The sequence below is a fragment of the Microbacterium sp. FG3 genome (assembly GCF_057809335.1).
The window spans coordinates 17,410-38,396 of the sequence record NZ_JBMDJT010000013.1 but is presented as its reverse complement, the minus strand read 5'-3'; the positions used below and the strand labels follow the sequence as shown (position 1 = coordinate 38,396).

20 protein-coding genes and 2 tRNA genes are annotated in these 20,987 nt (G+C 73.6%); 10 read left to right on the top strand and 12 right to left on the bottom strand.

Translation table 11 applies throughout. The features are described 5' to 3' along the window. Nucleotide 1 precedes the first annotated feature (1 nt). Both ACODR5_RS06395 and ACODR5_RS06390 read right to left on the bottom strand, forming a co-directional pair. Nucleotides 2-607, bottom strand: a complete 606-nt coding sequence (locus ACODR5_RS06395) for a class I SAM-dependent methyltransferase (protein ID WP_488983067.1) — start codon at nt 605-607, stop codon at nt 2-4. Between the two features lie 4 nt (nt 608-611). Then, the gene (locus ACODR5_RS06390) at nt 612-1,055 is read right to left on the bottom strand and encodes a DUF7832 domain-containing protein (RefSeq protein ID WP_449854767.1); all 444 of its coding nucleotides are present in this window, start codon (nt 1,053-1,055) and stop codon (nt 612-614) included. Between the two features lie 155 nt (nt 1,056-1,210). Between ACODR5_RS06390 and ACODR5_RS06385 the strand changes: the two genes are divergently transcribed. Further along, nucleotides 1,211-1,882, top strand: coding sequence for a type 1 glutamine amidotransferase domain-containing protein (locus ACODR5_RS06385; RefSeq protein ID WP_488983066.1), 672 nt, complete (start codon nt 1,211-1,213; stop codon nt 1,880-1,882). 70 nt (nt 1,883-1,952) lie between these two features. Here the strand turns inward: ACODR5_RS06385 and ACODR5_RS06380 are convergent. The 4 genes from ACODR5_RS06380 to galU all read right to left on the bottom strand — a co-directional run bounded on the left by ACODR5_RS06380 (nt 1,953) and on the right by galU (nt 4,699). Then, nucleotides 1,953-2,028: transfer RNA gene (locus ACODR5_RS06380), tRNA-Ala, on the bottom strand. Between the two features lie 79 nt (nt 2,029-2,107). Then, on the bottom strand, nt 2,108-3,058 hold the full coding sequence (locus ACODR5_RS06375) for a large exoprotein (protein ID WP_488983065.1): 951 nt from the start codon (nt 3,056-3,058) through the stop codon (nt 2,108-2,110). 100 nt (nt 3,059-3,158) lie between these two features. Then, complete coding sequence (locus tag ACODR5_RS06370) at nt 3,159-3,788, bottom strand: GNAT family N-acetyltransferase (RefSeq protein WP_449854801.1); 630 nt, start codon at nt 3,786-3,788, stop codon at nt 3,159-3,161. Nucleotides 3,789-3,811: 23 nt separating this feature from the next. After that, nucleotides 3,812-4,699, bottom strand: a complete 888-nt coding sequence (gene galU, locus ACODR5_RS06365; protein ID WP_488983064.1) for a UTP--glucose-1-phosphate uridylyltransferase GalU — start codon at nt 4,697-4,699, stop codon at nt 3,812-3,814. 98 nt (nt 4,700-4,797) lie between these two features. Between galU and ACODR5_RS06360 the strand changes: the two genes are divergently transcribed. Genes ACODR5_RS06360 through mscL form a run of 3 tightly spaced genes read left to right on the top strand, consistent with a single transcriptional unit; the run spans nt 4,798 to nt 6,122 of the window. After that, a complete protein-coding gene (locus ACODR5_RS06360) occupies nt 4,798-5,394 on the top strand; it encodes a 5-formyltetrahydrofolate cyclo-ligase (RefSeq protein WP_460817860.1) in 597 nt (198 codons plus the stop codon). Between the two features lie 23 nt (nt 5,395-5,417). Next, on the top strand, nt 5,418-5,669 hold the full coding sequence (locus ACODR5_RS06355; protein ID WP_449854798.1) for an FmdB family zinc ribbon protein: 252 nt from the start codon (nt 5,418-5,420) through the stop codon (nt 5,667-5,669). A 48-nt stretch (nt 5,670-5,717) separates the two neighbouring features. Continuing rightward, the gene (gene mscL, locus ACODR5_RS06350; RefSeq protein ID WP_488983063.1) at nt 5,718-6,122 is read left to right on the top strand and encodes a large conductance mechanosensitive channel protein MscL; all 405 of its coding nucleotides are present in this window, start codon (nt 5,718-5,720) and stop codon (nt 6,120-6,122) included. Nucleotides 6,123-6,191: 69 nt separating this feature from the next. On the opposite strand, the gene ACODR5_RS06345 is transcribed toward mscL, so the two are convergent. Both ACODR5_RS06345 and ACODR5_RS06340 read right to left on the bottom strand, forming a co-directional pair. Further along, nucleotides 6,192-6,398, bottom strand: coding sequence for a hypothetical protein (locus ACODR5_RS06345; protein WP_488983062.1), 207 nt, complete (start codon nt 6,396-6,398; stop codon nt 6,192-6,194). A gap of 4 nt (nt 6,399-6,402) precedes the next feature. Then, nucleotides 6,403-10,098 (bottom strand): AAA family ATPase, encoded by a 3,696-nt coding sequence (locus ACODR5_RS06340; RefSeq protein ID WP_488983061.1) that lies wholly within the window; start codon nt 10,096-10,098, stop codon nt 6,403-6,405. Between the two features lie 188 nt (nt 10,099-10,286). Here ACODR5_RS06340 and ACODR5_RS06335 point away from each other — a divergent pair, with 188 nt between their 5' ends. Beyond that, complete coding sequence (locus ACODR5_RS06335) at nt 10,287-10,814, top strand: methylated-DNA--[protein]-cysteine S-methyltransferase (protein WP_488983060.1); 528 nt, start codon at nt 10,287-10,289, stop codon at nt 10,812-10,814. Beyond that, on the top strand, nt 10,811-11,398 hold the full coding sequence (locus ACODR5_RS06330) for a DNA-3-methyladenine glycosylase I (RefSeq protein ID WP_488983059.1): 588 nt from the start codon (nt 10,811-10,813) through the stop codon (nt 11,396-11,398). The genes ACODR5_RS06335 and ACODR5_RS06330 overlap by 4 nt, the downstream gene beginning before the upstream one ends. 58 nt (nt 11,399-11,456) lie before the next feature. On the opposite strand, the gene ACODR5_RS06325 is transcribed toward ACODR5_RS06330, so the two are convergent. Beyond that, nucleotides 11,457-13,064: a solute symporter family protein gene (locus ACODR5_RS06325; protein ID WP_449854792.1), complete on the bottom strand. Its 1,608-nt coding sequence runs from the start codon at nt 13,062-13,064 to the stop codon at nt 11,457-11,459. After that, nucleotides 13,061-13,405 (bottom strand): DUF485 domain-containing protein, encoded by a 345-nt coding sequence (locus ACODR5_RS06320; RefSeq protein ID WP_449854791.1) that lies wholly within the window; start codon nt 13,403-13,405, stop codon nt 13,061-13,063. The genes ACODR5_RS06325 and ACODR5_RS06320 overlap by 4 nt, the downstream gene beginning before the upstream one ends. 199 nt (nt 13,406-13,604) lie before the next feature. On the opposite strand from ACODR5_RS06320, the gene ACODR5_RS06315 reads away from it, so the two are divergent. From ACODR5_RS06315 to ACODR5_RS06300, 4 genes are all read left to right on the top strand, one after another. Then, nucleotides 13,605-14,465 carry a helix-turn-helix transcriptional regulator gene (locus ACODR5_RS06315; RefSeq protein ID WP_449854790.1) on the top strand — a complete coding sequence of 287 codons (861 nt, stop codon included), beginning with the start codon at nt 13,605-13,607 and terminating at the stop codon, nt 14,463-14,465. A gap of 138 nt (nt 14,466-14,603) precedes the next feature. Then, complete coding sequence (locus ACODR5_RS06310) at nt 14,604-14,948, top strand: histone-like nucleoid-structuring protein Lsr2 (RefSeq protein WP_449854789.1); 345 nt, start codon at nt 14,604-14,606, stop codon at nt 14,946-14,948. A gap of 95 nt (nt 14,949-15,043) precedes the next feature. Further along, a tRNA-Arg gene (locus ACODR5_RS06305) sits at nt 15,044-15,116 on the top strand. A gap of 18 nt (nt 15,117-15,134) precedes the next feature. Continuing rightward, entirely contained in the window at nt 15,135-15,674 is a 540-nt protein-coding gene (locus ACODR5_RS06300) for a 4'-phosphopantetheinyl transferase family protein (protein ID WP_488983058.1), read from the top strand. On the opposite strand, the gene ACODR5_RS06295 is transcribed toward ACODR5_RS06300, so the two are convergent. Together ACODR5_RS06295 and ACODR5_RS06290 are read right to left on the bottom strand one after the other, a co-directional pair. Next, complete coding sequence (locus ACODR5_RS06295; RefSeq protein WP_488983057.1) at nt 15,631-16,989, bottom strand: M1 family metallopeptidase; 1,359 nt, start codon at nt 16,987-16,989, stop codon at nt 15,631-15,633. The two genes, ACODR5_RS06300 and ACODR5_RS06295, sit on opposite strands and share 44 nt — an antisense overlap. Further along, nucleotides 16,986-20,930, bottom strand: coding sequence for a Pls/PosA family non-ribosomal peptide synthetase (locus ACODR5_RS06290; protein WP_460817877.1), 3,945 nt, complete (start codon nt 20,928-20,930; stop codon nt 16,986-16,988). Before ACODR5_RS06290 ends, ACODR5_RS06295 begins: the two co-directional genes overlap by 4 nt. Between the last annotated feature and the right edge of the window lie 57 nt (nt 20,931-20,987).

Genomic DNA, 20,987 nt, shown 5'->3' with positions numbered 1-20,987 from the left:
CTCAGACGGGCTTGATCGCCTCGATGACGACGAACGGCATGCGCAGGCGGCCGAGCACCGGCACGGCGAATCGCTGCACGCTCTCGATCCGGAGGGCGCTCGCGCGCACGGCGCTCTCGGTGTCGCGGGCCGGGTCGCAGCCGTGGTCGAGCAGCCGCGTGAGCGGGCGCGCGAGCCGCTGCAGCCGGCGCGTGCCCGATCCGGCCGGGGCCGCCACGTGCTCCGCCAGCAGCACCCGTCCGCCGGGCACGAGCACGCGCGCGGCCTCGTCGAGCACCGCAGCCTGATCGCGCACGCTGCACAGCACGGTGGTCGCCAGGACCGCGTCGACGCTCGCGTCGGCCAGCGGGATCTCCTCGGCGCCCGTCACGAGCGGCGCGGCGCGGTGCCCGTGGCGCCGGGCGTTCTCGTCCAGGGCGCCGCTGCGCCCCGCGGACGGCTCGAGCCCGATCCACTCCACGTCGGCGTGCAGGTGCGCGAAGTTCGCGCCGGTGCCGGCGCCGATCTCGAGCACGCGCCCGCGCAGGCGCCGGATCGCCCCGTCGCGCGCGGCGGTGTACGCGGGCCGGCCGGTCGCCGGCGCCGTCTCGGTCGTCTCGCGCGTCATCGGCTCAGCCGAACGCCGCCGCGCCGTCGCGCTGCCACTCGGCGAACCGCTCATCCAGGACCGCGCGGACCTCCGCGCGCTTCTCGGGCGAATCGGGCTCGTGGTAGATCGTCGGCAGGTCGTCGTCCGAGAGGTCGACGTAGTCGTCGAGGTAGAGCGCCTCGTAGTAGTCCCGCGCGAACGCGTCGCCCTCCTCCGAGAGCACGTCGGCGCTCAGCACGTCGTCGCAGCAGTCGCGCAGGAAGGCCGAGCCGCTCAGCTCCCCCGCCCGCACGGCGGCGACCTCGTCGGCGTTCTCGCGCGCGACGTCCTCCTCCAGCAGCCCGCGCTCCACGATCCACGCGAGGAACACGCCGATGTGCGTGCGCGCGGCCGCGTCGTCCAGGTCGTCGGGGAAGTCGCCCCCGAGGTGCCAGTCCACGCTGTCGTAGACGATCCCGTCCGCCATGGCTCCTCCAGCTCCGTTCCGCGAGACCCGCGCTCGCGCCGAGCGTATCGCGACGCGCGGCGGAACTCGATCGGCCGGAAGAATCTGCGTGCGGGGGCGTTGGCCTCTGTGAGGCGCCCGACCGGGCGCCGACCGCGTCATCACCGAGGAGCGCCATGTCCACCGTCCTGTTCGTCGTCACCGGAGCCCGTTCCTGGACCCTCTCCGACGGTGCCACCCACCCCACCGGCTACTGGGCCGAGGAGCTGCTCACGCCCTTCCGCCTGCTGACCGGCGCGGGGCACGACGTCGTGTTCGCCACGCCCGGCGGCATCCCGCCCGTGGCGGACGAGGGCTCCCTCGACAGCGACGAGACGCGCGCGGCGCTCGCGGAGATCGTGCGGCTGAGCGAGCCGCTGCGCCTCGAGGACGTCGCGCTGGGCGACTACGACGCCGTCTTCTACCCCGGCGGGCACGGCCCCATGGAGGACCTGGCCGTCGACCCCGTGTCCGGCGCGCTCATCGCCGACGCGCTCGAGACCGCGACGCCCCTCGCGCTCGTGTGCCACGGCGTCGCGGCCCTCCTCGCGGCGCGCGGCGCGGACGGCGCACTCGCCGCCGCGGGCCGCCGCGTCACCGCGTTCACGGACGAGGAGGAGATCCAGAGCGGGCTCGCGGCCCGCGCCCCGTGGCTGCTCGAGACCACGCTGCGCGACAACGGCGTCGAGGTCGCCACGGCCGACGCGTGGGCCGACCACGTGATCGAGGACGGCGCGCTCATCACGGGCCAGAACCCGCAGTCGTCCGGCTCGGTCGCCCGCGCGCTCCTCGCGCGACTCGGCGCGTGACGCGCTGACCCGATCCGCCCGGGTCGCACGAAGAACGGGCACGCCCTCGCGGACGTGCCCGTTCTTCGTGTGGTGGACCCAGGGGGATTCGAACCCCCGACCTTCTCATTGCGAACGAGACGCGCTACCAACTGCGCCATGGGCCCGTGAACCTCAGATACGTTACCAGATTCGCGCGGGCACTCCGTTCAGGGGGCACCCCGGGCGCGTCCCGGATCGGCGGGATCAGCTGGCCGCGCGGCGCTCGAGCAGGCGGCGGACGTGGTCCTCGATCTCGGCATCGTCCACGATTCCCATGCGGGCATACGGCGACTCCGCGGCCGCCGGGGCGGTCTCCGGCGCGGCGGCGGGGCGGGCCTCGGCGATCGGCACGGGAGCGGGCAGCGGCTCCTCGGCGCGCGCCCGCAGGGCCTCCTCGCGAGCGGCCTGCAGCAGCGCGTCGCGGGCGCTCTGCGCGGCGACGGTCGTCGCAGCGCGCGATCCGGCGGTCGCCACGAGCGGCGCCGGCAGCGTGCGCGGGGTCCAGCCGCGGTCCTTCGGGTTCATCAGCTGCGGTTCGGCGGCCGCGCGGCGCACCGGCCGCGCCGTCGCCACAGGCACGGGGCGCGCGCGGCGCACGACGCGTGCCATGCGGTTGAGCACGCCCACGCCGAGCGCGGCGAGCGCGAGGCCCGACAGCAGCAGCCACGGTCCCGCCGCGAACGCCACCGTTCCCCAGGCCGCGAGCGCGACGCCGACGAGCACCCCGCCGAGCGCGCCGAGGCGCACTCCGCGCCGCGCCCTAGCCCTGCGGCGCTCGGCGTGCAGCGCCCGCTGCGCCGCCTCCAGCGCACGGCGGCGGCGCTCCAGCTCCTGCCGCTCCCGCTCGCGCTCGAGCCGCTGCTCCTCGGCGGCGATCCGCTCCCGCTCCCGCCGCAGCCGCTCGACCTCAGCCTGCGCGCGGCGGGCGAGCTTCTGCTGCAGGTGCGCCTGCCGGGCGGTCAGCTCGACGCGCACCTCCTCGGGCGTCTCGGTCGTCTCGGCCAGCACGCGCAGCGCCCGCGACAGGCGCACGGCGTTGCGCTCGGCCGCGTCGTAGCGCGAGCGGTTGATGAGCGTGGGCAGAAGATACACGAGCCAGAGCGCGACGGCGACGAGGACGATCACGCCCCCGCCCAGCACCTGGCCCCCATCCATGTTCGCAACGGTAGGCGACCGAGACCGCATCGCCCGTGAGGCGGTGGCGTGTGTCTCGCAGAACCCGGGCGCGCCGCGTCCGGCGCGCGGCCCGGACGGCTCAGCTGTGCTGGCGGTCCGCCGGGGGGATCGCCGCCGCGTCGACGGGCGCGCGGCCCGCCACCCAGCGGTTCAGCACGCCCTCCGGCACGTCCTCGCGCACGAGCGCGAAGGCGTAGTGGTCGCGCCAGTCGCCGTCGATGTGGATATAGCGGCGACGCAGGCCCTCGTAGCGGAAGCCGAGCTTCTGCACGACGCGCAGGCTGGCGCCGTTCTCGGGGCGGATGCAGATCTCCATCCGGTGCAGCCCGAGCTCCTCGAAGCACAGATCCGTCGCCATGGCGACGCACGTCGGGGTGATCCCCAGGCCCGCGTAGCGTTCGCTCACCCAGTAGCCGATCGTGGCCGACTCGAGCGATCCGCGCGCGATGCCCCAGACGTTGAGCTGGCCGGCGACGCGCCCGTCGTGCTCCATGACGAGGGGGACCCCGTTGCCGTCCTTGTACTGCTGCAGCAGCCGCCGGATCGCGAAGCGCATGTCGAGCGACACGGCGCCGTGCGGGTTCGTCGCCTCCCAGGGCCGCAGCCAGGAGCGGTTCGTGAGCAGCTCGTGCTGCAGCGTGCGGGCGTCGCGGGGACGGATGAGCCGGATGGAGATCGGCCCGTGCTGTCGCGCGTGCTGAGCGTCCATCCGGCTCTCCCGTCCTGGCGTGACTACAGCGTCGCCGCGAACTCCTTGATCCACGGGCGGAGCTCCGGACCGAGGTCGTCGCGATCGGCGGCGAGGCGCATGATGGCCTTGATGTAGTCGAGCTTATCGCCGGTGTCGTAGCGACGGCCGCGGAACACGACGCCGTACACGTCGACGCTGCCCGGATCGCGCGCGACCTCCTTGAGCGCGTCGGTCAGCTGGATCTCGCCGCCCTTGCCCGGCTCCGTGTGCTCGAGCACGGGGAAGATCGCGGGTGTGAGCAGGTAGCGGCCGATGATCGCGAGGTTGGAGGGCGCGTCCTCCTTGGCCGGCTTCTCGACGAGGTCGGTCACCTTCACCACATCGGGGTCTTCCGTCGCCTCGACCGAGGCGCAGCCGTACATGTGGATGTGATCGGGGTCGACCTCCATGAGGGCGATGACCATCGCCTGGCGCTGCTCGTGCACCTCGATCATCTTCGGCAGCAGCGGGTCGCGCTCGTCGATGAGGTCGTCGCCCAGCATGACCGCGAACGCCGCGTCTCCCACGTGCGCCTTGGCGCGGTGGACCGCGTGGCCGAGGCCCTTGGGCTCGCCCTGGCGCAGCATGTGGACGTCGGCGAGGTCGCTCGAGGCGCGCACGCGGCCGAGCTTGGCCTCGTCGCCCTTCTCCTCGAGCCTCTCCTCGAGCTCGGGCACCGAGTCGAAGTGATTGGCGATCGCATTCTTGTTGCGGCCGATGATCATCAGCACGTCGCGGATGCCGGCGGCGACGGCCTCCTCCACGACGTACTGGATCGCGGGCTTGTCGACGACGGGCAGCATCTCCTTGGGAGTGGCCTTCGTCGCCGGGAGGAAGCGGGTGCCGAGTCCTGCGACCGGCATGACCGCCTTGATCTTCGCGGGTTCCATGCCATTACCCTAGGCGATCGATGCCGAGAGACGGGGAAAGATCCCCGGGCCCGGCGGATCGCGGGTGTCGCGCGCACGCGGGCCCGTAGACTCGCGGCATGACGGATGCCGTCGAGCACGAGAAGCGCGCGCTGCGCGCCGAGTTCCGCGAGCGGCGTCAGCTGCTCTCCGATGCGCAGCGCGACGCCGCGGCCGCCGACATCGCGGCGCGGCTCGAGGCCCTCGTGACCGAGCACGGCGCCGCCTCGATCGCGTGCTATCTCTCCTCGCCCACCGAGCCGGGCACGCGCGCCTTCCTCAACGCGGCGATCGACCGCGGCGTGCGCGTGCTGCTGCCCGTGACGCGCGAGGACGGGCTGCTGGACTGGGCCGTGGCGTCGCCGGAGGGCGGCGAGGTGATCGGCGCCTACGGAGTGCCGGAGCCGGTCGGCGAGGTGCTGGGGCCCATCGCGGTGAACGACGTCGACCTCATGATCATCCCCGCCGCCGCGATCGACGAGGACGGCTGGCGGCTCGGCTGGGGGCGCGGCTACTACGACAAGACGCTGGGATCGATGGAGAACCGCCCGCCCGTCTACGCGGTGATCTATGATTCTGAATTGGTGGAGCGAATTCCCCGCGAGGTCCACGACCAGCCGGTCTCCGGCGTCGTGACCCCCACCCGGACGCTCGCATTCCCGCGCGGGCGTCGCTGATTCGGTAATCTCTGCGAGGACGCATGCCCACGTACGCCTACGCCTGCAAGTCCTGCGGGCACGCCTTCGACGCCGTCCAGTCCTTCAGCGACCCGTCGCTGAGCGAGTGCCCCGAGTGCGGCGGCCCGCTGCGCAAGCAGTACGGATCGATCGGCGTCACCTTCAACGGCTCCGGCTTCTACCGCACCGACTCCCGCGCGGCGTCTGGCGCGAGCGGCTCGTCCGCGCCATCATCGACTTCCGGAGCATCCGCTCCGGCGCCGGCGGCATCCTGACCGGCGCCCACTGGCCCGGCCGAGACGGCCGGGAGGGAGGAAACAGACATGCTGCAGGGCTTCAAAGACTTCATCATGCGCGGCAACGTGATCGAGCTCGCCGTCGCGGTCGTGATCGGCGGCGCGTTCGGCGCCATCGTCACCGCGCTCGTCGACTACCTGATCAACCCGCTCATCGGCGCGTTCGTGCCGAGCGGCAACCTGGAGAGCTGGGTCATCACGTTCCCCGGCGTGTTCGACGACGTGAACTTCGGCATCGGCGGCATCATCTCGGCCGTGATCAACTTCCTGTCGATCGCGCTCGTGGTGTACCTCGCGCTCGTGATGCCCATGAACAAGCTCGCCGAGCGCCGCGCCGCCAAGATCCAGGTCGAGGAGGAGGAGGAGCCCGCCCCCACGCAGGAGGAGCTGCTCATCCAGATCCGCGACCTGCTGGCCAAGCAGCAGGCCTGACGATCGCGAGGGGCGCCGTCCGGATCCGTCCGGGCGGCGCCTTCGTCGTCTCCGGGCGCCCGGGCGGAGTCACCAGTGCGGCGGGCGGTCCCGGCGCAGGCGGTCGTCGTTGGGCCCGCGCTCACCGCTCGAGAGGGGCGCCGGATCGGCGCCGCGCAGGGTCGATTCGGCATCGGAGTCCGACAGGGTCCCCTCGACGCGCGTCAGCCGGGCACGGCGCGATCCGCGCACGCGCTCCACGCGCTGTCGCGGCCCCGCCGCGTCCGATCCGGTCACCGGCTCAGGATAGGTGGAGCGGCTGGGTGTCTTCCTCGGCCCTCGCGGTGTCCTGCGAGACTCCCAGCACGGCCGCGATGCGCGCCGCGACGGCCGCCGGGTCGCTGTACAGGTCGAAGGCGTGCACGCGCACGTAGTGCCAGCCGAGGCGCCGCAGCACGTGCGGCCGCAGGCGCAGCGACTCCCGCAGCGACTCGCCGCGCGACTCGGGGTCGGACTCCACGACCACGGCCTTGCCGCCGTGCTGGGCGACGAGCGGCAGCAGCCCCCGGTAGTCCACGTCGACCGCGACGCCCAGGCGGCGCAGCTCGCGGGCCAGGGCGAGGGTGAGCGGATCGGCGAGGTCCTCGAGGCGCGCCTCGCGGCCGCGCGTGGCGATCCCGCCCAGGATGCCCATGAACGTCGCCGCGCCGTGCTGCAGGCGCCCGTCGTCGAAGGACGAGGGGCGGATCGACGACACGATCACCATGGACCGGCGCGCGCGGGTCATCCCGATCGTGAGCAGGCGCTCGCCGTCGGGCGTGGACAGGTCGCCGAAGTCGCTGAGCACGCGGCCGTGCTTGGTGAGGCCGTAGCCGAGCGTGAGGATGACGCGGTCGCGGCTCTCGGCCGCCGCCTCCTCGAGCGTGAGCACGGCGAGCGGCTCGGCCGTGTCGCGCGAGACGAAGTCGGCCACGTCGCTGCGACCGGCGAATGCCTCGTTGATGGCCGCGCGCACCCGATCCGCGTGCCGCCGGCTGACGCTCACGACCATGAGCGACTCGTTCGGGCGGTTGACGGCATGCTCCACGACGAGTGAGACGACGCGGTTCACCTCGGGATCCGGGCTCTCCACCGTGCCCGTCACCGGGTCGGGCGTGCCGTTGCCGCCCTCGACGTAGTCGACCGTGAGGCTGCCGCGGCCGAGGTACGATCCCGCCCACGGCAGCGAGACGATCTCGCCCCCGTAGAACGCGTCGTTCACGAGCGCGGCCAGGTCCTCGCCGCCGGCGCGGTAGCTGCGCGTGAGCGTCTCGAGCGGCACGATCTCGGCGAGGCTCTCGAACAGGCTCGTGCCGTCGAACACCCCGCCGTCCTCGGCCTCGCCGCCCGTCTGCACGACGAAGGGGGTCGGGCGCTGCGTGACCGGATCGCCGAAGGCGACGACCTGACGGGCGCGACGGATCGCGGGCGCCACCTCGGTCACGCTCACGGCGGCCGCGTCGGCGACGATGACGGCGTCGAACGCCTCGCTGTCGGGGATCGAGGGGACCTCGTACGGCGAGGCGAGCCACACGGGCGCGAGCACGCGCATGAGCGTGGGCGCCTGGCGCAGCACGCTCTGGGCGTCGACCTCGCCGCGCATCAGCGCGCGCCGCAGCGCCGCCGACTCCTCGGGCTCGTCCACGATGCCGATCCGCCACTGCGCCGCGAGCTGCCACGCCAGCAGCGGGCCCGACGCGGCGGCATGCGCCTCGTCGACCAGGCGGAAGTCGCGCTCCAGCCGGTCGACGACCGAGGTGTTCGCGCCGAGCAGGGCGCGGTCGCCCTGCAGCATGTGCTCGAGCGCCGACTGCCACCACGCGAACTCGAGCTCCTCGCCCACGCGCGCCTCGTCCACGTGCCGCACCGACAGCTCGGTCAGCAGGGGCTCGAGGCCGAGCGAGGCGAGCTTGGTGCGCAGCTCGGCGCGCTCCACGATGTTGTCGAACACCTGCGACTCCGCCGCGAGCCCGCCCAGGGTGCGCACGAGCCGCTGCACCGGCATCGCGGCCAGCCGCGTGCCGCGCCCGAGGGCCCGGTCGAGCTCCTCGAGGTCGGCGACGACGCGCTTCCACGCCTCGTGCACGTCGGCGAGGCCGATGGGGATCTCCGGCACCGTGCCCACGTCGACGAGGTGCTGCCACTGCGTGCGCTGGTGCTGGATGCGCACGAGGGCGGCGTGCATGTCGACCACGTGGCCGCCGGGCCGCACGTACTCCCGCGCGAGCTTCTTGAGCCGGCGACGCGTGGCGGCGGGCATGTTCACCGAGTCGCGGCGGGGTCCGTGCGCCTTGATGAGCTCGCCGAGCGGGCGCTCGAAGACGGTGGGGCTGAAGCGGTCGAGCGAGTCGCGGATGCCGTGCAGCAGGCGCAGGTACTCCCCCAGCTCGTCGATCGTCGTGAACGGGCGCATGCGGGTCTGCGAGATGAGCTCGTAGCCGCGCTCGAGCAGCTGGGGCACGTCGACGCCCTGCAGCCGGCCGGCGAGCGCGTGCGCGTCCTTCGCCTCCTGCGTGGACGCGAACGTCACGCCGTACCACGGCGAGTCATCCGGGCCCACGCGGAACTCCCCGAGCCGCGCCGCGAGCGCGAGGGTGCGGGCCGCGTCCGTCCGGTCGCCCGAGAGCCGCTCGAGGGTGCGCAGCCCGAGCCGCGCGCTCGTCGACGGCGGGTTCGGCAGCGACGCGAGCCTCGTGAGGGTGCGCGTGGCGTCGAGCGCCGAGACGCCGAGGGTCTGGTGGGGCCGCACCAGGGCGCGGCGGTAGTCGCGCAGCACCGTGCGCAGGCGCACGAGGGCGTCGTCGATGTCGGCGACCGTCGGCTGCTCGGCCTTCTCGTTGCGGCCGATGGCGCGGATCAGATCGCGGCGCAGCGACGAGGGCGACACGGCGAGCGCGTCGAGCCCGACCGCGGCGAGGCGATGGCGCACGCCGTCGAGGGTGGAGCGGCGCGGGCTGACGACGAGAACCCTCTTGCCGGCCCGCACGAGCGCGCCGACCGCGTTGATGACGGTCTGCGTGCCGCCCGTGCCCGGCAGCGTGTGCACGACGAGCGACTGGCCGGCCGCGATGCGCGCGAGCACGCGCTCCTGCTCGGCGTCGGCGTCGAGCAGCAGGGTGTCGGATGCCGGCGCCCGCTCGTCCGGGTGGGGCACGTGCGGCACGTCGCGCTGGCCGCGGAACGCCGCGAGCGCCTCGGAATGGCCCGAGAGCGCGTCGAGCACGGGATGGTCGAACATCGTCAGGTCGCGCGCCATCGCTGCGCCGACGTCCGCGAACGTCGAGACGACGAGGCGGGGGCGCACCGTGAAGGTCTCGATGTGCGAGGTGGCCGAGCGCAGCCGGTCGATCACCGGCTGCGGCTTGAACACGCCCTCGGAGTGCGCCAGCGCCGCCAGCGCGGCGCCGTCCAGCTCGATGCCGAACTGCTCCCGCAGGGCGCGCACGAGCTCGGGGTTGACCGTGAACGCGCCGTGCAGCTTCAGCTCGAAGTCGGCGTGGTGGCGACGGATCGCCAGCGGCCGCAGCAGCACGGGCGCGTTGAACGTCTCGGAGCCGAGCCGCCAGGACGCCAGCCCCACGGCCAGCCGCACGGCGTCGAGCGCGCGGACCGTGCGCAGCTCGATGTGCTTGGCCGTGATGCGCTCGGCCGCGAGCCGCGCCGTGCGCAGCGCGACCTCGTCGCGGAAGAGGTTCGACAGCAGCGTCGATTTGCCCGTGATGAACTGCGGCAGGCTGCCGGGGTGCGCCTTCGTGATGTCGATGCCGGAGCCGGGGGCCTCGCGGTAGCGCAGCAGGGGCGAGGGCCCGCCCAGGTCGGCGGCCGCGAGGCGCAGCCGCTCGCGCTCGGCGTCGGCGGCGTGCACGACGTGCACCCCGGGCTCGGCGACGCCGAGGTCCGCGGGGGTGACGTCCGCGGCGGTGCGGACCGTCGCGGCGCTCGTCTTGGCTCGGAACACGCAGTCAGGCTACGCATCGGATGCCGGATCGACGTTGCGATCCGCGGAGTTTCGCGGTATTCCCGCTCCCGCGGGTGTCCGGGCACGACGCGGGCGCGGTTCGCTCACAGCCCGCGCGCCGGCGCGCGTCGTCCACATCCCGGGCCGCGGCCGTCCGCGGTGTCGGCGGCACGCGACAGGATGGACGCATGGACTTCCGATTCGGCACCGTCGACTGCCCGCTGGGCGTCGTGCTCGCGGTCGCCTCGGCCGAGGGGCTCGTGGCCGTGCGGGTCGCCGAGGATCCCGGGCACGCCCTCAGCGCGCTCGCGCACGAGCACCGCATCTCCCCCGATCCGGATCAGGCGGTCGTCGCCGACCTCGCACCGCAGCTCGACGCATACTTCCGCGGCCGGCTGCGGGCGTTCGAGCTGACGCTCGACTGGCGGCTCGTGTCGGGCTTCGCGCGCGAGGCCCTGCGCGCGGTGCGCGAGATCCCCTACGGCGAGACCGCCTCGTACGGCGAGGTCGCGGCGATGGCGGGGCGCCCGCGCGCCCATCGCGCCGTCGGCACGGCCTGCCGCGACACGCCGTTCTCGCTCGTCGTGCCCGTGCACCGCGTCATCCGCGCGGACGGCACGCTCGGCGAATACGGCGGCCACCCGGAGCACAAGCGCTTCCTCGTGTCCCTCGAGCGCGGGGCCCTCTCGCCCGCGCCGGAGGGGGTGGCGAGGTGACGGATCTCGTGATCGGCGACGACGGTCTCGCCCGCCCCGCCTGGGCCTCGCGCGACCCGCTCCTGCGGGCCTATTACGACACGGAATGGGGCATGCCCGTGCGCGACGAGCGCGGGCTCTTCGAGCGGCTGAGCCTCGAGGCGTTCCAGTCGGGGCTGTCGTGGGCGACGATCCTGCGCAAGCGCGAGGCCTTCCGCGAGGTCTTCCGGCAGTTCGACCCCGACGCCGTGGCGGCGTTCGGCGACGACGACGTCGAGCGGCTGCTGGCCGACGCCCGGATCATCCGCAATCGCGCGAAGATCCTCGCGACGATCGGGAACGCGGCCGCCACCGTCGCGCTGCGCGAGGACGGCGGGCTCGTCGAGCTCATCTGGGGCCACCGGCCGGCCGAGACGCCGGCGCCCGCCACCCCGGCAGACATCCCCTCGTCCTCGCCCGAGTCCGTCGCGCTGTCGCGCGAGCTGAAGCGCCGCGGCTTCCGGTTCGTGGGCCCGACGACGATGTTCGCGCTCATGGAGGCCGTGGGCATCGTCGACACCCACCTGGTGGGCAGTCACCGGCGCGGCACGAGCGGCGTGTGGTGATCCCCGCACGCGGCGAGGCCCCGCGAAGCGTCGCTCCGCGGGGCCCCGACCGCTGTGACTAGTGCTTCACTGCCTTCTCGGCGCCGTGGCCTGTGAGCGAGCGCACCTCCATCTCGGCGGCGATCCGCGGGTCCTCCGACCCCTTCGATGTGAGCGAGCCGATCCATCCCAGCAGGAACCCGACGGGGATCGAGACGATGCCCGGGTTGCTGAGCGGCCAGATCGCCACGCCCGTCTCGCCGAACACGCTCGTGGGCGTGCCCCAGAAGACCGGAGAGAGCACGATCAGGATGATCGCGGTGCCGAGGCCGCCGTACATGCTCCACACGGCGCCGCGGGTCGTGAAGCCGCGCCAGAAGAGCGAGTACAGGATGGTCGGCAGGTTCGCCGAGGCGGCGATCGCGAACGCGAGCGCCACGAGGAACGCCACGTTCTGCCCGAGCACCGCGATGCCGCCGACGATGGCGAGCACGCCGATCACGAGGATCGTGATGTTCGCCACCTTGCGCTCCTGGCCCTCCGTGGCCTTGCCGCGCTTGACGACGCCGTTGTAGATGTCGTGCGAGAACGACGCCGCCGCGGTGATCGTCAGGCCGGCGACGACCGCGAGGATCGTCGCGAACGCGACGGCCGAGATGATGCCCATGAGCACCGCGCCGCCGAGCGCCTGCGCCAGCAGAGGCGCGGCCGAGTTGACGCCGCCCGGCGAGCCGAGGATCGTCTCCTCGCCCACGAGCGCACCCGCGCCGTAGCCGAGCACGAGGGTGAGCAGGTAGAACAGGCCGATGAGCCAGATGGCCCACACCACCGAGCGACGCGCCTCCTTCGCCGTGGGCACCGTGTAGAAGCGCATCAGCACATGCGGCAGACCCGCCGTGCCGAGCACGAGCGCGAGGCCGAGCGAGAGGAAGTCGACCGGGTTGGTGTACTGCAGGCCCGGGTTCAGCGTCGCCTCGCCGTCCGGCGAGGCCGCGACGGCCGCCGACAGCAGGTCGTTGAAGTTGAACCCGTGGATCACGAGCACCCAGACGGTCATGAGGATGGCGCCGCCGATGAGCAGGAACGCCTTGACGATCTGCACCCAGGTGGTGCCCTTCATGCCGCCGATGAGCACGTACCCGACCATGAGCACGCCGACGACGCTCACGACGACCGCCGTGCCGATCTCGTCGTCGATGCCCAGCAGCAGCGAGACGAGCCCGCCGGCGCCGGCCATCTGCGCCAGCAGGTAGAAGAAGCACACGGTCAGCGTCGAGATCGCCGCCGCCATCCGCACCGGCCGCTGCTTGAGCCGGAACGACAGCACATCGGCCATCGTGAACTTGCCCGTGTTGCGCATCAGCTCGGCCACGAGCAGCAGGGCGACGAGCCAGGCGACGAGGAATCCGATCGAGTACAGGAATCCGTCGTAGCCGTTCACGGCGATGGCGCCGACGATTCCGAGGAACGAGGCCGCGGAGAGATAGTCGCCCGCGATCGCGAAGCCGTTCTGCGGGCCGGAGAAGGCGCGCCCGCCCGCATAGAAGTCCGCGGCCGTCTTGTTGTTCCGGGAGGCGCGGATGACGATGATCAGCGTCACCACGACGAACAGGCCGAAGATCGTGATGTTCAGGATCGGGTTGTTCTCGGCCGCCGCCGTTCCGGCGGCCGCGTGGACGACGTTCATGCGCGCGTCTCCTGCTTCTCGAGGTCCGCGCGAATGGCGGCGGACTGGGGGTCGAGCCGGCGGTTCGCGAACGACACGTAGGCCATGGTGATCGCGAATGTGGTGACGAACTGCCCGAGGCCGATGAGCAGGCCCACATTCACCTGGCCGAACACCTTGATCGCCATGAAGTCGGGCGCCCAACCGGCGAGCAGCACGTAGACGAAATACCAGATCAGGAAGAACGCCGCGAGCGGGAAGACGAAGCCGCGGTGGGCACGCTTCAGCTCCCGGAATCGCGGGGAATTCTCCTCCGCGATGTAATCGATGGTGCTCCTCGCACCGGTCGATGGTTCGGTCATGAGGCCTCCTTGCCACATGGTCGGGTGACGGCGCCGCGACTTTGCGTCGCCGACCGGCGCGCCGCAGGCATCGCCGATGGTAGCTTCGACGCTACGAACGCGGCGGCACGGCCGTCACCCCCGAAAGTCGGTACGCGGGAGCCCCCGCGCACACCGGACCGAGGACGCGGCGATGGCGCCGCGGAAGCGGAGGTCATTCGTGAGAACCGAGGCACCATCCCCGCGCGACCCGCTGCTGGAGCGAGCGGTGCGCGACCTCGCGCGCCGCACGCGCTTCCCCGTCGCGTTCGGCGGCCTCCTGCAGCACGATACGGCCGCGGTCGATGCGATCGTCGGCGCCCAGACCAACGCCCTCGACGGGCTGGCCGTGCGCGTGGAGCGCGGCCTCGGCGGGCGGGCGATGCGCGAGCTGCGCCCGCGGATGACGGGCGACTACGGCACGGCCACGCAGATCACGCACGACTACGATCGCTGGATCCTGGGCGAGGGGATCGGCACCCTGCTGGCGGTGCCCGTCGTCGTCGTCGGGCGGCCCCGCGGCGTGCTCTACGGTGGCGCCTGGGGCCGGTGGAACATCGGCGGCGTCGCCACGGCCCCGGCGATGCGCGTGGCCGAGGAGCTGGCGGCCGAGCTGCGCATCCGCGACGAGGTCGACCGCCGCCTGGCGCAGTCGGCGCCGCCGCCGCAGGCGCCCGCGCTCAGCGCCGCGCAGCAGGAGGAGCTGCGCGAGAGCTATGCCGAGCTGCGCCGCATCGCCGCCGATGTGCCCGATCCGCAGCTGCGGGCGCGGCTGGAGGATGTGGAGCGCCGACTCGCGGGCCTGTCGGGCGAGACCGCACCGCAGGCGAGCGCGCCGCAGTCGGGCGTGCGGCTGTCGCGGCGGGAGACGGATGTGCTCGCCTGCGTGGCGCTGGGCGCGACGAACGCCGAGATCGCCGAAAGACTGGGCCTGCGCGAGGGCACCGTGAAGGCCTACCTCGGATCCGCCATGTCGAAGCTCGACGCGTCGACGCGGCACGCCGCCGTCGCCAGGGCGAGGCGCACGGGCCTCCTCCCCTGAGACCCACCACTACTCCCCTCACGAATGGGGATTTCCGCGAATTGATCGCGCATTCCTCCATTCAGGGGAATTCCCTTTTCCGGCACGCCGGTATTCCGCGAGGTGGCGATTAGCACATCCGGTGTTATCCTCGGGCACATGGCTCGCAAAATCGTGCATCAGCTCGTCGACGATATCGACGGAACCGTTCTCGAACCCGGAGAGGGCGAGACCGTGCTTTTCGCTCTGGACGGAAAGAGCTACGAGATCGACCTGACCGAGGCGAATGCCGCGACGCTGCGCGACGCGCTCGCACCGTACATCTCGGCCGGTCGCCGCGCGGGCGGCGGCTCGTCCTCCGGACCGAAGCAGCAGCAGCGCCGCCGTGGCGGGCAGAAGGACTACGGCCCCATTCGCGAATGGGCCAAGGCCAACGGATATACGGTCTCCGAACGCGGCCGGGTACCGGCCTCGGTGCTCGAGGCCTACGAGGCCGCGAACTGATCGCACCGGCACACGCGCAAAGGCCGGGCGGATCCCTCCGCCCGGCCTTTGTCGCATCCGGGGGCGGCGCGCGGCGGGTTAGGCTGGACACCGACGCCCCTGTAGCTCAGTGGATAGAGCGTCGGTTTCCTAAACCGTGCGTCGCTGGTTCGAGTCCAGTCAGGGGCACAGGCGAGCGAGGAGCGAATGCACCGCATCGGGCCGGCTCTCGTGGACGTCGCGGCGATCGGTCCCGATCGCTCGGCCGCGGCGGACGCCCTCCTCGCGTCGCTCGTCTCGGCGCTCGCCCCCGCGTCCGGCACGCGCATCGCGCGGCGCTGCCCGCGCTGCGGCGGCTCGGATCACGGCGCGCCCGTGCCGCTCGAGGCCCCGGTCGTGCTGAGCGTGGCCTACGCGGGGCGGCTCGCCGTCGGCGCCGCCGCGCTCGCCCGCGAGGCGGAGGCCGTCGGCGTCGACGTCGAACGGGGCGAGCCCGGCACGGTCCTCTCGGGCCTCGCGAACCTCCTCGATCCCCCACCGACACTGCGGGGATGGACGCGGATCGAGGCGGCGCTGAAGGCCGACGGCCGAGGGCTGCGCGTGCCTCCGGGCGACGTGCGGATCCGCGGCGAGCGCGCGCGGATCCCCGGCCGGGACGAGCCGATCGCGCTGTACGACGTGCCGGCGCCCGACGGATTCGTCGTCAGCCTCGCGATCGCGGCGCGCCCGTCTCGAGCGCGTCGCTGAGCACGGCCGGGCGCACGCGCGGCCCCGGCGGCAGCGCGGGCAGCGCGGCGTCGTCGAGCCAGGGGCCGAGCACCTGCGACGCCGCCTCGCCCGCCCGCTCGCGGCACAGCGCCACGAAGTGCGAGGTCTTCGCCGTGCCGCCGCGGTGGGCGGCGGCCCAGTCGCGCAGGATCCCGAAGAACGTCTCGTCGCCGGCGGTCAGGCGCAGCGCGTGCAGGGCGAGCGCGCCGCGCTTGTACACGCGGTCGTCGAACATCCGGTCCGCGCCGGGATCGGCGAGCACGAGATCCTGCGGCCGTGCCGCCAGATCGGCCCGATACCCGAGGGCGAGCGCGTGCGCCGTGGGCCCGCCCGAGCGCTCCGCCCAGATCCACTCGGCGTAGCACGCGAAGCCCTCGTTCAGCCAGATGTCGCGCCAGCGCGCCACGCCCACGCTGTTGCCGAACCACTGGTGCGCCAGCTCGTGCGCGATGAGCCGCTCGAGGCCCCCGCGGCCGTCGATGTGGTTGGCGCCGAACACCGCCATGCCCTGCGACTCGAGCGGGATCTCCAGCTCGTCCTCCGTCACGACCACCGTGTAGCCCGGCAGCGGATAGGGACCGAACGCCTCCTCGAAGACCGCCATCATGCGCGGCAGATCGGCGAAATCGGCCTCGACGCGCGCCTCGATCGCGCGCGGGTAGGCGAGCGCGCCCGGCACGCCGCCGAGGGCCACCTCGCGCCGCGTGTAGCGCCCGATCTGCAGCGAGACGAGGTAGGTCGCGGTCGGCACGTCGAGGTCGAAGGTCCATCGGCGGCGGCCCCGCGCGGGCTCGACGGTGCCCGGCACGCCCGAGACGACCGCGTAGTCGGCGTCGGTCGTGATCTCGATTCGGTACGTGGCCTTGTCGCGCGGCAGGTCGTTGCACGGGAACCAGGTCGGTGCCCCCGTGGGCTGCGATGCGACGAGCACGCCGTCCTCGAGCTCCTCCCAGCCGAGCGTGCCCCACCGGGTGCCGCGCGGTCGCGGCGAGCCGGCGTACGTCACGGTGAGGGTGAACGACTCGCCCTCCTCGAGGAAGCGTCCGAACGTGAACCGCGTGCGCGTGGCCGACTGCCGGAACGACACGTCGAGGCCGCGCACCGTGCGCACCTTCTTGACCTGCAGCCCGACGAGATCGAGCGCGACCGACTTCGTGCGCTCGCGCACGCGGCCCGTGATCGTCGCCGTGCCGCTGAGGCGGTTCGTGCCGACCTTGTAGTCGAGCGCGAGGTCGTAGTGCTCCACCCGCACGTTCGGGTCGCCGCTGTTCGGCGTGTAGGCATCGGGCTTCATGCGCGCTCCGCCGGCTGGTACCGGCGCGCCCTCACGGCGCGCCACGGGCCGATGGGATTGCCGCTCCAGCGGCTGCCCGCCGGCACCGACTCGCCGCGCATCACGAGCGAGGCGGGCCCGACCGTCGCGGCCTGCGCGATCGTGGCCGCCGGCAGGATCACGCTGTGCGGTCCCAGCGTCGCCCCGGCCTCGAGGGTGACGGTGTCGGTGCTCATCACCCGATCGTGGAACAGATGCGTCTGCACGACGCAGCCGCGGTTCACGGTGGCGCCGTCGCCCAGGCGCACGAGATCGGGCTCGGGCAGCCAGTAGCTCTCGGTCCACACCCCACGCCCGATGCGCGCGCCGAGCGAGCGCAGCCACACGGCGAGCGCCGGCGTGCCCGCCGCCGCGTTGGCGAACCACGGCGCCGCGAGCATCTCGGTGAACGTGTCGGAGACCTCCGTGCGCCACACGAAGCTCGACCACAGCGGATGCTCCCCCGCCCGGATCGTGCCCACGAGCGCCCACTTCGCCGCGGTCGTGACGGCCGCGGCCACCGCGCCCGCCGCCAGCAGCACCACGCCGGACAGCAGCAGCGCGGGCACGAGGCCGAGCGCCTCGATGAGCCACGCGAGAGCGAGCAGCACGCCGAGTCCCAGCGCGCACGTCACGACGACGGGCACGAACCGGCACAGCTCCCACAGTGCCCGCGCCACGCGCAGCGAGGGGCGCGGGCGGTAGGTGCGCTCCAGGTCGGCCTCGTTCACGACGCGGCGCAGCCGCACGGCGGGCGAGCCCAGCCACGACGAGCCGGCCTTCGCCTTGAGCGGTGCGACCGACAGCACGGCCACGAGCGCGTTCTTCGGCACCCGGTGGCCGGCGCCGGCGAGGCCGGAGTTGCCCAGGAAGGCGCGCTTGCCGATCCGCGCCGCCGCGATGCGCATCCAGCCGCCGCGCAGCTCGTAGGTCGCGACCATCGTGTCGTCGGCGAGGAACGCCCCGTCGTCGATCGTGGTCATCGACGGCAGCAGCAGCACGGTGGACGCCTCCACCTCGCGGCCGACCTTCGCGCCGAGCAGCCGCAGCCAGATCGGGGTGAACAGGCTCGAGTAGATCGGGAAGAGCATCGTGCGCGCCGAATCCAGCAGGCGCTCGATCGTCCACGCCTGCCACGCGATGCGACCCCGCACCGGGTGCACGCCCTCCACGAGCCCGATGGACAGCATCCGCACGAGCGCCAGCACGAGCCCCGCGAAGACGAGGCCGGCGACGATCACGGCGGGCACCAGCCAGGCGAGCAGCCCGGGCACGGCGGCGCCGAGCGAGTCGGCGCCGCGCACACCCGCCGCGAGGACGAGCCCGCCGGCGGCCATCGCCGCGAAGGGGAGCAGCGCGAGCACGATCGACGACGCGGCGTACGCCCACAGCCAGCGGCGCGGCGCGGCGGGGCGGCCGACGGCGAGCGGGGCCGAGGCGCCGCCCACGCGCACGGCGGGCGACCCGGCCCACCGCTGCCCGGCCTTCACGCGGCCGAACACCGCCGAGCCCGGGGCGACCTCGGCGCCGCGGCCGATGCGGGTGCCGGGGGCGAGGGTGCTGCGGGAGCCGACGGTCGCGTCCGCGCCGATCCGGATCTCGCCGATCCGCACCGTGTCGCCGTCGATCCAGTACCCGCTGAGGTCGACCTCGGGCTCGATCGCCGCCCCGGCGCCCACGCGCAGCATGCCCGTGACGGGCGGCATGGTGTGCAGGTCGACGCCCTCGCCGATCCGCGCGCCGAGCGCGCGGGCGTAGTACGTCACCCACGGCGCGCCCGCCATGCCGACCGCGTCGATCTGGTGCGCGATCTGCTCCGCCAGCCACAGCCGCAGGTGCACGGCACCGCCGCGGGGGTAGTCGCCGGGGCGCAGGCCCGTGAGCAGCAGCCGGGCGGCGAGCGCCGCGATGGCCATGCGCCCGAACGGCGTCGCGAACACGACGATGCCGAGCAGGATCGTCCACCACGGCGCGTCCGGCAGGAACGCGAAGCCGGGCGCGAGCTGCAGGATCCACGACGCCGCGAGGAGCCACACGATCCAGCGCGCCCCGCCGAGGGCGAGCAGCGGCGCGCCGAGCAGCGTCTGCACCCACTGCATCCGCCGCGGCGTGGGCGCCGCCGCCGGCACGGGCGGGCGGTCCGGATCGTCGTCCGTGGCGTCGGCCTCGACCGCGGCGGCCATCTGCCCCAGGCGCGGCAGGTCGTACACGTCGGCCATCGTGAACTCGGGCGCCCTCGCGCGGATGCGCGAGACGAGCTGGGCCGCGGCGAGCGATCCGCCGCCGAGCTGGAAGAAGTCGGCCTTCTCGTCGGCCGGCCGGATGCCGATCACGCCCAGCCACTGCTCGGCGAGCCACGCGGCCGTGCCGGAGAGGCGCGAGTCGGCGGGATCGCCGCCGTCGAGCGGCCACGGCAGCGCGGCCTTGTCGACCTTGCCGGAGGTGCGCACCGGCAGCTCGTCCATGACGGCGAGCAGCGGGATGAGCGGCGCCGGCAGGGTCTCGGCCAGCTCGGCGCGCGCCGTCTGCCGGTCGAACCCGGCGTCGGGAACGACGTAGCCGACGAGCAGGGGCACGCCGCCCTCCGACCGCTGCACCGCGACGGTGGCCGCGGAGACGGCGGTGAGCGCCTGCAGCGCCGCCTCCACCTCGCCGAGCTCGATCCGCCGCCCGCCGATCTTCACCTGGTCGTCGGCCCGTCCCTGGAAGACGAGCCCCGCGGCGTCCGCGCGCACGAGGTCGCCGGATCGGTACGCCCGCTCCCAGCCCAGCCGCGGCATCGGCGCGTACTTCTCCGCATCCTTCGCGGGGTCGAGATAGCGGGCCAGTCCCACGCCGCCGATGATGAGCTCGCCGACCTCGCCCTCCGCGACCGGCGCGCCCTCGCCGTCCACGACCGCGAGCGCCCAGCCGTCCAGCGGCAGGCCGATCCGCACGGGCTCGCCCGCCCGGAGCGCGTCGCCGTCCATGCGCGCCGCGCACGCGACGACGGTGGCCTCGGTCGGCCCGTAGGTGTTCCAGACCTCGCGCTCCTCGCTCGCGAGGCGTGCGGCCAGCTCGGCCGGCAGCGCCTCGCCCCCGAAGATCAGCAGCCGGAGGTTCTCGATCGCGTCCTGTGGCCACAGCGACGCGAGCGTGGGGACCGTCGAGACCACGGTGATCCCGTGCCCCACGAGCCACGGGCCGAGGTCCTCGCCCGAGCGGACGAGGGCTCGCGGCGCGGGCACGAGGCACGCGCCGTGGCGCCACGCGAGCCACATCTCCTCGCACGACGCGTCGAAGGCGACCGAGAGGCCGGCGAGCACGCGGTCGCCGGGTCCGAGCGGCGCGTCCTGCAGGAACAGCCGCGCCTCGGCGTCGACGAAGGCAGCGGCCGAGCGATGCGTCACCGCCACGCCCTTCGGCACGCCCGTGGAGCCGGAGGTGAAGATGATCCACGCGTCGTCGCCGGGACCTGGCGGCGGCACGAGGGGCAGCGCGTTCGTCGCGGGATGCGGGTCGTCGCCGTCGAACAGCGGGGCCGGCCGCGCGTCGACCGCGGCGTAGCCGCCCGGCGCGACGACGCCGCGGACCCCCGCCTCGCCGAAGACGAGATCGGCCCGCTCCTGCGGATCGTCGGCGTCGACGGGCACGTACGCCGCCCCGGCGGCGAGGATCCCGAGGATCGCGATGTAGAGCTCGCGGTCGCCCGACGGCATCCGGACGCCCACCCGGTCGCCGCGCCCCACACCCTGCTCGTGCAGCCGGGCGGCCGTGCGCCAGACGAGCGCAAGCAGCTCGCGGTAGCTCAGCGCGCCGACCTCGTCCTCGAGCGCCGATGCGTCGGGGTGGCGGGCCGTGGTCTCCGTGAGGATGTCGATCAGCGTCCGCTCGTCCGGCGCGAGCGCGCCGCGGTCGAAGGGGCCGGGGTCGTCGATGCTCAAGGGATCCGGCCTCACTCGTTCTCGTCCGCGGGGGCGCCCGCACGGCGCGCGTGCCGA